The following is a 14,519-nucleotide window of genomic DNA, read 5'->3' on the forward strand; positions in this document are numbered from 1 at the left end:
AAAAACTAACAACTAAAAACCAAAAACTATATAAAAGAACATGGCAAGAAAACAAGAGAAGTACACTGTAAAAAAGTTTAATAAAATCTCAATTGGGTTATCATCACCAGAAGCTATTTTAGAAGTTTCTAAAGGTGAAGTTTTAAAACCAGAAACTATAAATTATCGTACTCATAAACCAGAACGAGATGGTTTATTTTGTGAGCGTATTTTTGGTCCTGTAAAGGATTATGAGTGTGCTTGTGGAAAGTACAAAAGAATTCGTTATAAAGGAATTGTTTGTGATAGATGTGGGGTAGAAGTTACCGAAAAGAAAGTACGTAGAGATAGAGTAGGGCACATCAACTTGGTGGTTCCTGTGGCTCATATTTGGTACTTTAGATCATTACCTAATAAAATGGGTTACCTTTTAGGGTTACCATCTAAAAAGTTAGATATGATTATTTACTACGAACGTTACGTAGTAATTCAACCAGGTATTGCAAAAAATGTTGAAGGAGAACCATTACAAAAAATGGATTTCTTAACTGAAGAAGAATATTTAGATATTGTGGACGAGTTGCCACAAGATAATCAATATCTAGAAGATGCAGACCCAAATAAGTTTATTGCTAAAATGGGTGCTGAGTGTTTAATAGACTTATTGGCTCGTATAGATTTAGACCAATTATCTTTTGATTTAAGACACAAAGCAAACACAGAAACGTCTAAGCAACGTAAAACAGAGGCGTTAAAGCGTTTAAATGTTGTTGAAGCATTTAGAGATTCACAAAAGAATAGAGAGAATAATCCTGAGTGGATGATTATGAAGGCAGTACCAGTAATTCCGCCAGAATTACGTCCGTTAGTGCCTTTAGATGGTGGTCGTTTTGCAACATCAGATTTAAATGATTTATACAGAAGAGTTATTATCAGAAACAATCGTTTAAAAAGATTAGTTGAAATTAAAGCTCCAGAAGTTATTTTACGTAATGAAAAACGTATGTTACAAGAATCTGTAGATTCTTTATTTGATAACACACGTAAATCATCTGCAGTAAAAACAGAATCTAACAGACCTCTAAAATCTTTATCAGATTCATTAAAAGGTAAACAAGGTCGTTTCCGTCAAAACTTATTAGGAAAGCGTGTTGATTATTCTGCACGTTCTGTAATTGTTGTTGGACCAGAAATGAAATTGTCTGAATGTGGATTGCCAAAAGATATGGCAGCTGAATTGTACAAACCTTTTGTAATCCGTAAGTTGATTGAAAGAGGAATTGTAAAAACTGTTAAATCTGCAAAGAAAATAATAGATAGAAAAGAACCAGTTGTTTGGGATATTTTAGAAAACGTAATTAAAGGGCATCCAGTTTTATTAAACAGAGCTCCTACGTTACACAGATTAGGTATCCAAGCTTTTCAACCAAAATTAATTGAAGGAAAAGCAATTCAATTACATCCATTAGCATGTTCTGCATTTAATGCCGATTTTGATGGAGATCAAATGGCGGTTCACTTACCATTAGGACCTGAAGCTATTTTAGAAGCACAATTATTAATGTTGGCTTCTCATAATATCTTAAATCCTGCAAATGGTGCTCCAGTAACAGTTCCTTCTCAGGATATGGTTCTTGGATTATATTATATGACAAAAGAAAGAAAGTCAACCAAAGATGTTCCTATTAAAGGAGAAGGGTTAACTTTCTATTCGCCAGAAGAAGTAACAATAGCGTTCAACGAGGAACAAGTAGATTTAAATGCATCTATAAAAGTTAGAACTCAAGATATTGAAAACGGAGCGCAAGTAACAAAAATCATTGAAACTACAGTAGGTAGAGTTTTATTTAATGAAAAAGTTCCTGCTGCAGCTGGTTATATCAATGAAGTATTGACTAAGAAAAACTTACGTGGAATTATTGGTGGAATCTTAAAAGCTACTGATATCCCTACTACAGGAGAATTCTTAGACCAAATTAAAAATATGGGATATAAATACGCTTTCGAAGGTGGTTTATCATTCTCATTAGGAGATATCATTATTCCTGCAGAAAAACAATCTATGATTGATGAAGCAAACAAGGAAGTTGATGGTATTGTAATGAATTATAACATGGGTATGTTAACGCAAAAAGAGCGTTATAATCAGGTAATTGATGTTTGGGGTTCTACCAACAACAGATTAACTGAGTTATCGATGAAACGTTTACGTGAAGACCAACAAGGATTTAACTCAGTATACATGATGTTAGATTCTGGAGCAAGGGGTTCTAAAGAGCAAATTCGTCAGTTAACTGGTATGCGTGGATTAATGGCAAAACCTAAAAAATCTACTGCTGGTGGTGGTGAAATTATTGAAAATCCAATTCTTTCTAACTTTAAAGAAGGATTATCAATCTTAGAGTACTTTATTTCTACTCACGGTGCTCGTAAAGGATTAGCAGATACCGCATTAAAAACGGCAGATGCTGGTTACTTAACACGTAGATTAGTAGATGTTTCTCAAGATGTTATCATTAACGAAGAAGATTGTGGTACGTTAAGAGGACTAGAAGTTACTCCTTTAAAGAAAAACGATGAAATTGTAGAATCTTTATCAGACAGAATAGAAGGACGTATTTCTTTAAATGATGTATATCATCCATTAACAGAAGAGCTTATTTTAGAAGCAAATCAACCGATTTCTTCTCAATTGGCTTTAGAAGTTGAAAAATCAGGAATTGATAGATTAGAAGTAAGATCTCCATTGACATGTGAGTCTTCAAAAGGTATTTGTGCTAAATGTTATGGTCAGAGTTTATCTACACGTAACAAAGTTCAAATTGGTGAAGCAGTTGGTGTAATTGCAGCACAATCTATTGGTGAACCTGGTACACAGTTAACATTACGTACATTCCACGTTGGTGGGGTTGCAGGTAATATATCAGAAGACAACAAGTTAATTGCTAAGTTTGATGGTAATGTTACTATAGATGATTTACGTACAGTAAAAGGTAAAGATAACGAAGGCAATGAAGTTGATATTGTAATCTCTAGAACAGCAGAAATTAAGATTGTTGATAAGAAAACAGGAATTACGCAGAGTACAAATATCATACCTTATGGTTCTATCATTTTTGATAAGGATAGAAAAACAATCAAAAAAGGAGATGTTATTGTACAATGGGATCCTTTTAACGGTGTAATTGTTTCTGAATTTGCTGGTAAAGTGAAGTTCGACAATTTAGAGCAAGGTATGAACTACTCTGTTGAAATTGATGAGCAAACTGGTTTCCAAGAAAAAGTAATTACAGATTCTAAGAACAAGAAAATCATTGCTTCTTTAATTATAGAAGATGAAGATGGTAATGCTTTACGTTCTTACAGTTTACCTGTTGGAGCACACTTAATGGTTGATAATGGAGATACTGTAGAAAGTGGAAAAACATTAGTTAAGATTCCTAGAAAATCTGGAAAAGCAGGAGATATTACAGGAGGTTTACCACGTGTAACAGAATTGTTTGAAGCACGTAACCCTTCTAACCCATCTGTAGTTTCTGAGATTGATGGTGTAGTTTCTTTTGGTAAAATTAAGCGAGGTAATAGAGAGATAATTGTTGAGTCTAAGACTGGTGATATTAAAAAGTATTTAGTAAAACTTTCTAATCAGATCTTAGTTCAAGAAAACGACTTTATTAAAGCTGGTTTACCATTATCAGATGGAGCAACTACTCCTTCTGATATCTTAAGAATTAAAGGACCATCTGCAGTACAAGAATACTTAGTAAACGAAATTCAAGAAGTATATCGTTTACAAGGTGTAAAAATTAACGACAAACATTTTGAAGTTGTTGTTCGTCAAATGATGCGTAAAGTTAAGATTATAGATTCTGGAGATACATTATTCTTAGAGAATCAATTAATTCACAAAAACGACTTTATCACAGAAAACGACGCAATCTACGGAATGAAAGTTGTTGAAGATGCTGGAGATTCAGAAAACCTAAAAGCAGGTCAAATTATCACTGCACGTGATTTAAGAGATGAAAACTCTTTATTAAGAAGAAATGATCAAAACTTAGTTACGGCAAGAGATGCAAGACCAGCAACAGCAGAACAAGTTTTACAAGGTATTACAAGAGCGTCATTACAGACTAAATCGTTTATTTCTGCAGCTTCTTTCCAAGAAACTACAAAAGTATTAAACGAAGCCGCTGTAAACGGTAAAATAGATACTTTAGAAGGATTAAAAGAAAATGTAATTGTTGGTAAGAAAATTCCAGCGGGTACAGGTATGAGAGCTTACGACAACTTAATTGTTGGTCCTAAGGACGAAATAGAACAAAGTTTCTAAATAACGTGTAAACGTTTAAATATTTAAAAGTTGAATTGTTTGCAGTATCTTTACTGTGTTCAATTCAACTTTTTTCTTTTTAAGATAATAATACTCTTAAACGACTCAACTAAAAAACAATTTAATTATGGAAGAAAATCAAAATCAAGACGGACAAATAAATATAGAATTAGATCAAGAAATTGCAGAAGGAACTTATTCTAATTTGGCAATAATCAATCATTCTATTTCTGAGTTTATTGTAGATTTTATCAATATTATGCCAGGTGTACCAAAGGCAAAAGTAAAATCTAGAATTATTTTAACGCCACAACATGCTAAAAGATTAACCAAAGCTTTAGCTGATAATGTTCGTAAATTCGAACAACAAAACGGAGAAATAAAAGATTATGAGCAACCTCCAATCCCGATGAATTTTGGACCAACAGGTCAGGCTTAAGATAAAAAAATCTCAAACTTTTTAGTTTGAGATTTTTTTATTACCAATACACTTATAAGTATTTTTAATGAAAATCATAAAAAACATATATAAAAATTTATGATAAAAAAGTACCATATTTGTATCGTTAAAACTTACAGATATGGAGAGATTGAAAATACAAAACAAGCAAAAAAAAATTTTAAATCAAGATGTTACAAAAGTAGCAGTGGCTTACGGAGATGGAATTGGCCCTGAAATAATGGATGCAACATTAAGAATTCTAAATGCTGCAGGGGCAAACATTCAACCAGAAAAAATTGAAATAGGAGAGAAAGTATACCTTTCTGGAAACTCATCTGGAATAGAAAAGAGTACCTGGGAAATCATTAACAGAAATAAATTAATTTTAAAAGCTCCTATTACAACACCTCAGGGTAAAGGCTACAAAAGCCTAAATGTTACATTAAGAAAATCATTAGGACTTTTTGCAAATGTAAGACCAGTAATTGCTTATGCACCTTATGTAGAAACTAACTTTGCAAATATGGATGTTGTAATTGTTAGAGAAAATGAAGAAGATTTATATGCAGGTATAGAGCATCAACAAACACAAGATGTGGTTCAATGTTTAAAGTTAATTACCAGACCTGGGTGTGAAAAAATTGTAAGGTATGCGTTTGAATATGCCAAAGCTTATGGTAGAAAAAAGGTTACATGTATGGTAAAAGATAATATTATGAAATTAACAGATGGTTTGTTTCATAATGTTTTTAAAGAGATTGCATTAGAATATCCAGAAATAGAAAGTAATTCACAAATTATAGACATAGGTTCTGCTCGTTTAGCGGCAACCCCACAAAATTACGATGTTATTGTAACATCTAATTTATACGGAGATATTATTTCTGATATTGCAGCAGAAATAGCAGGTTCAGTTGGTATGGCTGGTTCCGCTAATATAGGCACTAATGTTGCTATGTTTGAAGCAATTCATGGTTCTGCACCAGATATTGCAGGTCAAAAAATAGCAAATCCATCTGGTTTATTAAATGCTGCCATAATGTTATTGTCTCATGTTGGAAAAACACAAATTGCTGATACTATTAAAAATGCTTGGTTAAAAACACTAGAAGATGGTTATCATACAGTAGATGTTTATCAAGAAAATATTACAAAGGAAATTGTTTCTACAGGTGAATTTGCAACAAGAGTTATTGAAAATTTAGGAAAATTACCAAAGCAATTGAAAGTAAGTAAATTAGCTGATGGTAAAGGAGAAATTAAGATTCCTGAATATATTCGAAAAGAACAACATCAAGTTTTGGTTGGAGTTGATATCTTTATCGACTGGAAAGGTAAAAACCCTAATGAAATAGGAGATACATTAAATAATATTAAATCATTTAAAATGAAATTGAAAATGATTACAAATAGAGGCGTAAAAGTATATCCAGATGGTTTACCAGAGACTTATTGTACCGACCATTGGAGATGTAGATTTGTAGATATAGATTCTAAAATTGATGGAGATAAAATTTATAATGAAGTAGATTTTGAAAAAATAATCGCTTTGCAATCTATATTGCATCACAAAGGTTTTAAAGTTATTAAAACAGAAAACTTATACGAGTTTGATGGTAAACGAGGATTTTCTTTAGGTCAAGGTGAATAGATTTAAAATATCTTAACTAAAAAAGGCGAAACTTAATAGTTTCGCCTTTTTTAGTTATATTTTTCTAGTCTTATTGAGTAACCAAAAATCAGCTAAAACCAAAGCAGTCATTGCTTCTACAATAGGGACAGCTCTTGGTACAACACAAGGGTCATGTCTTCCTTTACCAGTAATTTCTGTAACTTCATTTTCTGAATTTATGGTTTGCTGAGAGCTCATAATAGTAGCTACAGGTTTAAAAGCAACTCTAAAGTAAATATCCATTCCGTTAGAAATTCCACCTTGTACACCTCCAGATAAGTTAGATTGAGTAGAACCATCCGCATTAAAAATATCGTTATGCTCAGAACCTTTCATTTTTGCACCACAAAAACCACTACCAAATTCAAAACCTTTTACAGCATTTATAGATAACATTGCCTGCCCAAGTGCAGCATGTAGTTTATTAAATATAGGCTCACCTAAACCAACAGGTACATTTTGTGCCACACAAGTTATGGTTCCTCCAATAGTATCACCAGCTTTTCTAATTTCTTTAATTTTAGCAATCATTTTCTCAGCAGAAGCTTCATCAGGACAGCGAACAATATTGCTTTCTGTTTTAGAAAAATCTACCTCTTGGTAAGGTTTTTCCATAAAAATATCACCCACAGAAGATGTAAAAGCATTAATATTGATACTAGCAACCAATTGTTTTGCCAAAGCACCAGCTACAACCCAATTGGCAGTTTCTCTTGCGGAACTTCTACCACCCCCTCTATAATCTCTTAAACCATATTTTTGGTCATAAGTGTAATCAGCATGAGAAGGTCTATAAATATTGGTATTATGATTATAGTCTTTGCTTTTCTGGTTGGTGTTTCTAATTACAAAACCGATAGAAGTACCAGTAGTTTTTCCTTCAAAAATTCCTGAAAGAAATTCTACCGTATCTGGCTCTTTACGTTGAGTAACAATTTTGGATTGACCAGGTTTACGTCTGTTTAGTTCTTCCTGAATTGCATCAAAATTAACTTTTAAACCAGCAGGAAACCCATCAATAACTCCGCCAATAGCAGTTCCGTGAGATTCTCCATAAGTTGTAACTCTTAATAATTTTCCAAAAGAATTAAATGACATAATAAGATTGTTAGAATAATGGGAGCAAAGATAGTAAACAGATACATAAAACTTATAGTTTTCATTGTTTTACTGATGATTTCTAAAATCGATAAAATGAATATAGCTATTGATAGTTAGGAAGATATGATTTTTATTAAATGATATTCAAATAAGCTAAAAAAATAATGAGATTTTTGTTTCAGAAAATAAAAAAGGTTTCTATATTTGCATCCGCATTCAGGAAATACCTGATGAGACACTTGGAGAAATGGCAGAGTGGTCGAATGCGGCAGTCTTGAAAACTGTTGACTGTAACAGGTCCGGGGGTTCGAATCCCTCTTTCTCCGCAAAACCTCACAAATTCTTGTGAGGTTTTTTATTTATAAAACCTTTGATTTAATTTTCTTCCAGACTTTAATTAATAAAACACCAGAAACAACAGTTGTTGCAGATAACAATAAAGCATTAGTAGTTTCTCCGTAAACCCAGAAACCGGTCGCAAAAAGACAAGAATAAATTAAAACACAACCCAATAGAATTGCTAAGATTCCAGCAGGAACACTCCAACCTTCTGCTTTATTTTGGAGTTCAATATTTTCGGATTTTGCATCAGCAATCACTTTTTTCCATCCAGGACCACCAGGTTGAGTCTTTTGATAAAAAGAATACAAAACTTCTTTTGAATCTGGTTGTGTAATATAAGTAATCATCAACCAAATTATAGTGGTGATTAGAACTACAAAAGGCAGTTGAAACCAGTTAGGAAAAATTCCTGTTTGATTGGCAAATAAAATATAGCCTAAAGAAGTAAAGTTTAATAAAATTGAAATAATTCCTGATGAAAACATTGCAGCAATTTCACTCCAAGCATTAATTCGCCACCAAAACCAACGTAGAATAAATAATAATCCTGTACCAGCTCCAAACATAATGATAATATCAAAAACTTGTTTTATGTTAGTTAAGCTTAATGCAAATATTCCGCTAATAACCATCATAAGTATGGTAGTAATTCTACCCACGTTTACCAATTCTTTTTCTGATGCTTTTTTTGTTACAAAACGTTTGTAGAAATCGTTAACTATATAGGAAGCTCCCCAGTTTAAATGTGTAGAAATTGTACTCATATAAGCTGCAATTAATGAAGCCAAAACAATTCCTAAAATTCCACTAGGTAAAAAGTTTAGCATCGCAGGATATGCCAAATCGTGACCCAATTTATCAGCAGGAATATCAGGAAAGGCACTTTGTAAACTTGCGATATCAGGAAATATAATAAGTGATGCTAGCGCAACCAAAATCCAAGGCCAAGGACGTAAAGCATAATGTACAAAATTGAAAAAGAAAGTTGCGCCAATAGCATGATTTTCATCTTTTGCAGCTAACATTCTTTGTGCAATATAACCACCACCACCAGGTTCTGCTCCTGGATACCAAGAGCTCCACCATTGTAACGCAATAGGAATAATTAGTAAAGTAATTAATGTTTCTGTATTGTTAAAATCTGGTAACATATTCATTTTAGAAATTACCAAATCGTTTTGTAGTAAATTTTCTAAACCACCAACTTGAGGAAGGTTCACAGCATAATAAGCAGCTGCAAAAGCACCAAAAAGAGCAATAATAAATAATAAGAAGTCAGTATAAACAACACCTCTAAAACCACCAAAAGCACTAAAGATTACTGTTGTTGTTCCTGCATAAACCACTACTTCCCAAGGTTGAATGCCTAACATTATACCTCCAATTTTTATAGCTGCTAAAGTGACTACAGACATCACCAAAATATTAAAGATAACGCCTAAATAGATTGCTCTAAACCCTCTTAAAAACTGAGCAGATTTTCCACTATAACGTAGTTCATAAAACTCTAAATCTGTATTTACGGCCGATTTTCGCCACAATTTAGCATATACAAAAACGGTAAGTAAACCTGTAATTAAAAAAGCCCACCATACCCAATTACCAGAAACACCATCAGCTCTTACAATGTCTGTGACTAAAAGTGGAGTATCTGCTGCAAATGTAGTAGCAACCATAGAGAAACCCAATAACCACCAAGGCATACTTCTTCCTGAAAGAAAAAATTCTGAACTATTTTTACCTGATTTTTTTGAAACATAAATTCCGATAAAGAGAACGATAGCAAAAAAAGAAACGATTATAATGTAATCTAATGAGCTTAAATTAATCATGGATTGATGTAATTATTTTATAAAAACCTAAAAGTAACTATTTCAAGTTTAATTCGTATTTTTATTTGATGGATTTATTCTCTGAAGAAAAAGTTATTAATATTCTTCCTTTTGAGGGAATTGCAAATTATCACGGAATAATTTTAAACAAAACTCAATGTGATTTTTATTACAATACTTTAATGGAAACCATTCAATGGAAAAATGATAAAGCCCTAATTTTTGGTAAAACAATTATTACCAAAAGAAAAGTAGCTTGGTATGCAGAAGCCCCTTTTTCATACACTTATTCTAAAGTAACAAAAACAGCAAATCTTTTTACAAAAGAATTAATTGAATTAAAGAAAATTGTAGAACAAGAAAGTGGAGAAACCTATAATTCTTGTTTATTAAACCTATATCATTCTGGAGATGAAGGTATGGCATATCATTCTGATGGTGAAAAAATGCTAAAGAAAAATGGTGCAATAGCGTCTTTATCTTTAGGAGCTCAACGTAAATTTTCATTTAAACACAAAGAAACCAAACAACGAGTTGATATTGTTTTAGAAAGAGGAAGTCTATTGGTGATGAAAGATAAAACGCAAACACATTGGTTGCATAGATTACCACCAACAAAAAAGGTAAATTCTCCAAGAATTAATTTGACGTTTAGAACAATAGAATTGTAATCTTATACTTACTTTTGCTTTAAAATTATGCTTTTTGGATACAAACAATCAACAATCAGTTAACTTAAATAAATTCATCAGTTCCACAGGGATATGCTCTCGTAGAGAAGCTGAAAAATTGATTATTGAAGGACGAGTAACTATCAACGGAAAACCAACTCAATTAGGGAATAGAGTTTTTCAAAATGATGTTGTTAAAGTTGATGGAAGACCATTAAAGCATAAACCTAAAACGTTATATATTGCCTTAAATAAACCTGTAGGAATTGTGTCTACTACAGATTCTAAAGAGCGAAATAACATTGTAAAAGCAGTAAATCATCCACAGCGTTTGTTTCCTATTGGGCGTTTAGATAAACCTTCAGAAGGATTAATTTTTTTGACAAATGATGGGGATATCGTTAATAAAATTTTAAGAGCAGGAAATAATCACGAGAAAGAATATATCGTTGCTGTCAATAAAATTATTGATGATGACTTTATAAAAAAAATGAGTAATGGAATTCCGATTTTAGGAACTGTAACCAAAAAATGTAGGATCGAAAAAGTTTCTCAAAAAGTGTTTAAAATCATTTTAGTTCAAGGATTAAATCGTCAGATTCGCAGAATGTGTGAGTATTTAGATTATGAAGTAACCAAACTAAAACGTACACGAATTATGAATGTTGAATTGGGCAATCTAAAACCTGGTGATTGGCGAGAGTTGACTGATGAAGAAATGAAGATCATCAATAAAATGATTGCAACATCATCAAAAACAGAGGAAGCTTCTGTGCTTAAAGAAAAACAGAAAACTTCTAAACCAAAGAAAAAGTTTTCTGCTACTAAAAACGATTTTAACAAAAAAAGTGCAACTTTTCGAAAATCATCACCCAAAAACAAAAAGAAAAACAACAGCTTTTCATCCAAAAAGAAAAGACGTTATTGATATTTGCCACTTTTGTTGAAGTTAAAAAGGTTTAAGAATCTTTTAATTTCTCACTTCTTAAATAGTATTATCTTTGCCAGCAATGAAATTCGATTTAAAATCCACAGACCCAAAGAGTCAAGCTAGAGCAGGTGAAATTACAACAGATCATGGAGTTATTGAAACTCCTATTTTTATGCCTGTAGGTACTGCAGGAACTGTAAAAGGCGTGCATCAAACAGAACTTAAGAATGAGGTGAACCCTGATATTATTTTAGGAAATACTTATCACTTGTATTTACGTCCTAAATTAGAAATTTTAGAAGCAGCAGGGGGTTTGCATAAATTTATGAATTGGGATAGAAATATCTTAACAGACTCTGGTGGTTATCAAGTATATTCTCTTTCAGGAAGAAGAAAAATTAACGAAGAAGGTGTAAAATTTAAAAGTCACATAGATGGTTCTATGCACTTTTTTACTCCAGAAAACGTTATGGAGATTCAGCGTACAATAGGTGCAGATATTATTATGGCTTTTGATGAGTGTACACCTTATCCTTGTGATTATAATTATGCAAAACGATCTATGCATATGACGCATAGGTGGTTGGATAGGTGTATGAATCATTTAGAAAATTTACCATTTAAATATGGTTTTGAGCAAACTTTTTTTCCAATTGTTCAAGGAAGTACTTATAAAGATTTAAGAAAACAATCTGCAGAATATATTGCCAATGCAGGTGCACAAGGAAATGCAATTGGTGGACTTTCAGTGGGTGAGCCAGCAGAAGAAATGTATGCAATGACAGAAGTGGTTACTGCTATTTTACCAGAAGACAAACCTCGATATTTAATGGGTGTTGGAACACCAGTAAATATTTTAGAAAACATAGCTCTAGGAATTGATATGTTTGATTGTGTAATGCCTACAAGAAATGCCAGAAACGGAATGTTGTTTACTGCTCATGGAAGCATCAACATAAAAAATAAAAAGTGGGAAAAAGACTTTTCTGCCATTGATGACATGGGAATTACGTATGTAGACACCTTATACTCAAAAGCATATTTAAGACATTTGTTTGTTTCTAAAGAAATGTTGGGTAAACAGATTGCTTCTATTCATAATTTAGGATTTTATGTGTGGTTAACTCGAGAAGCTAGAAAGCATATTTTAGCAGGAGATTTTAGAGATTGGAAAGATAAAATGGTAAAACAAATGGACAAACGTTTATAAAATAATCACTTTTGAAAATTATTGATAAGTACATATTAAAACGTTATTTGGTAACATTCGTGTTTACTTTATTAATTTTGATACCCATTGCAATTGCAATTGATATATCAGAAAAAATTGATAATTTTTTAGAGTTTCCACAATTAACTGCTGGTCAAATTATTGATGAATATTACATCAATTTCATCATTTATTATACCAATACTTTTATGCCTTTGGCATTATTTATTGCTGTAATTTTCTTTACATCAAAATTGTCTAATAACACTGAAATAATTGCCATTACAAATGCAAAAATTTCTTTTACTCGATTATTATATCCTTATTTTATTGGTTCTACTTTAATAATGATTCTTTCTTTAATTATGAATCATTTTGTAGTACCCAACAGTAGTGTAGAAAGAAAACAGTTTGAGAAAGAATATATACGAAGTAGAAGGCAAAAACAAGAACTGAAAAATGTAAAAGAGTTTAGTCTTCAATTAACCGATAGTACATATATTTTTATTCAAAGGTTTGATACGGAAACAAATTCTGGATATTATTTTGCTTCTGAAGTTTATGATGGAATAAAGTTGAAGTCTAAATTCATGGCAGATGGAATTACTTACAATAAAAAAGATTCTGTTTTTACACTCAAAAACTGGAAAAAGAGAGTAATCTATGAAGATAGAGATAGTATCTTCTCAGGAATTAAAGTTGATACAGTTTTTAATTTTACACCAAGAGATTTAATTTATAAGTCCGCTTTTGCTCAAGAAATGCCTTCTAACGAGTTGATGGATTTTATTGATATTTCTAAAAAAAGAGGAGTAAAAAATTTGAATGCTTATCATGTAGAATTTCATAAAAGAACAAGTTTACCAATAGCAACTTATATATTAACGGTAATAGCAGTAGCTTTATCCTTTAGGAAAAGAAGAGGAGGTACAGGTGTAAACTTAGCAATAGGAATAGGAATAATGTTTATTTATGTTTTTCTGATGAAAGTTTCTGAAGTACTTGGAGCTGTAGCTGGTGTTAATTCTTTTCTTTATGTTTGGATGCCCAATATCTTTTTTGGTTTATTAGCAGTTTATTTATATCTAAATGCAAGGAAATAATTTAAAACAATATTTTTTACTTCATTTTATTGTTTTTATATGGGGCTTCACAGCAATTTTAGGAGCTTTAATTTCAATTGAAGCCATTCCGTTAGTTTGGTTTAGAATGTCATTGGCATCCATTTTTATATTTGGATATTTAATCATAAAAAAAAGAAATGTATCAATAGATGCAAAAGCCTTGTTTAAATTTATTTTTACAGGAATCATTATTGCATTGCACTGGATTTTTTTCTTTAAAGCAATCAAAGTTTCTAATGTTTCAGTGGCTCTAGTTACCATGAGTACAGGTGCTTTTTTTACATCGTTAATAGAACCTATATTTTTTAAAAGACGAATTAAGTCTTTAGAAATTATTCTAGGTTTGGTGGTGATTTTAGGACTGTATATTATTTTTAACTTCGAAAGTCAGTATAAATTAGGAATTTTTTATGCGTTAATTTCTTCTATGTTAAGTGCATTGTTTTCTGTTTTTAATGGATTATTTATAAAACGATACACAGCAAATACAATTTCCTTTTATCAACTACTTTTTGGAGCCTTATTTATTACAGTTTATATATTGTTTACCAACGGATTTTCATCAGCATTTTTTGTTCTCCCAAAATCAGATTGGTTTTATTTGTTAATTTTAAGTAGTATTTGTACTGCATATGCTTTTATAGCTTCTGTTAATGTGATGAAATATTTATCACCATATACTGTAATGCTTACAATAAATTTAGAACCTGTTTATGCGATAGTTCTAGCGCTATTTATTTTTGGAGAAAAAGAAAAAATGAATCCTGAATTTTATTTAGGAGCTTGTATTGTTTTATTTGTAGTCTTGCTAAACGGAATCATAAAAAATAAAAGTGCAATAAGAAAGAAATTTAGTAGTAAAACTGTTAGAAAAAAATAGCC

Annotated in this window: 10 protein-coding genes and 1 tRNA gene; 9 read left to right on the top strand and 2 right to left on the bottom strand. The window is 31.5% G+C overall.

Going from position 1 to position 14,519, the window contains the following annotated elements:
• Positions 1-40 precede the first annotated feature (40 nt).
• The 3 genes from rpoC to FP421_RS11785 all read left to right on the top strand — a co-directional run bounded on the left by rpoC (position 41) and on the right by FP421_RS11785 (position 6,405).
• The gene (rpoC, locus tag FP421_RS11775; protein ID WP_159950853.1) at positions 41-4,312 is read left to right on the top strand and encodes a DNA-directed RNA polymerase subunit beta'; all 4,272 of its coding nucleotides are present in this window, start codon (positions 41-43) and stop codon (positions 4,310-4,312) included.
• Between the two features lie 127 nt (positions 4,313-4,439).
• Positions 4,440-4,751, top strand: coding sequence for a DUF3467 domain-containing protein (locus FP421_RS11780; protein WP_159950855.1), 312 nt, complete (start codon positions 4,440-4,442; stop codon positions 4,749-4,751).
• A 142-nt stretch (positions 4,752-4,893) separates the two neighbouring features.
• A complete protein-coding gene (locus FP421_RS11785; protein ID WP_159950857.1) occupies positions 4,894-6,405 on the top strand; it encodes an NADP-dependent isocitrate dehydrogenase in 1,512 nt (503 codons plus the stop codon).
• Positions 6,406-6,459: 54 nt separating this feature from the next.
• Here the strand turns inward: FP421_RS11785 and aroC are convergent, their stop codons facing one another.
• Complete coding sequence (gene aroC, locus FP421_RS11790; protein ID WP_159950859.1) at positions 6,460-7,524, bottom strand: chorismate synthase; 1,065 nt, start codon at positions 7,522-7,524, stop codon at positions 6,460-6,462.
• Positions 7,525-7,768: 244 nt separating this feature from the next.
• Here aroC and FP421_RS11795 point away from each other — a divergent pair.
• A tRNA-Ser gene (locus FP421_RS11795) sits at positions 7,769-7,853 on the top strand.
• A gap of 33 nt (positions 7,854-7,886) precedes the next feature.
• On the opposite strand, the gene FP421_RS11800 is transcribed toward FP421_RS11795, so the two are convergent.
• Positions 7,887-9,701 (bottom strand): sodium:solute symporter family protein, encoded by a 1,815-nt coding sequence (locus FP421_RS11800; protein ID WP_159950861.1) that lies wholly within the window; start codon positions 9,699-9,701, stop codon positions 7,887-7,889.
• Positions 9,702-9,769: 68 nt separating this feature from the next.
• Here FP421_RS11800 and FP421_RS11805 point away from each other — a divergent pair, with 68 nt between their 5' ends.
• From FP421_RS11805 to FP421_RS11825, 5 genes are all read left to right on the top strand, one after another.
• Complete coding sequence (locus FP421_RS11805; protein ID WP_159950862.1) at positions 9,770-10,372, top strand: alpha-ketoglutarate-dependent dioxygenase AlkB family protein; 603 nt, start codon at positions 9,770-9,772, stop codon at positions 10,370-10,372.
• A 34-nt stretch (positions 10,373-10,406) separates the two neighbouring features.
• Positions 10,407-11,300 (top strand): 23S rRNA pseudouridine(2604) synthase RluF, encoded by an 894-nt coding sequence (rluF, locus tag FP421_RS11810; protein ID WP_159950863.1) that lies wholly within the window; start codon positions 10,407-10,409, stop codon positions 11,298-11,300.
• Between the two features lie 82 nt (positions 11,301-11,382).
• Positions 11,383-12,513, top strand: a complete 1,131-nt coding sequence (tgt, locus tag FP421_RS11815; protein ID WP_159951110.1) for a tRNA guanosine(34) transglycosylase Tgt — start codon at positions 11,383-11,385, stop codon at positions 12,511-12,513.
• Between the two features lie 11 nt (positions 12,514-12,524).
• Complete coding sequence (locus tag FP421_RS11820; protein ID WP_159950864.1) at positions 12,525-13,616, top strand: LptF/LptG family permease; 1,092 nt, start codon at positions 12,525-12,527, stop codon at positions 13,614-13,616.
• Entirely contained in the window at positions 13,603-14,517 is a 915-nt protein-coding gene (locus tag FP421_RS11825; RefSeq protein WP_159950865.1) for a DMT family transporter, read from the top strand. The genes FP421_RS11820 and FP421_RS11825 overlap by 14 nt, the downstream gene beginning before the upstream one ends.
• The last annotated feature ends 2 nt before the right edge of the window (positions 14,518-14,519 follow it).

The organism is Polaribacter septentrionalilitoris, assembly GCF_009832745.1.
Classification (GTDB): Bacteria; Bacteroidota; Bacteroidia; order Flavobacteriales; family Flavobacteriaceae; genus Polaribacter; species Polaribacter septentrionalilitoris.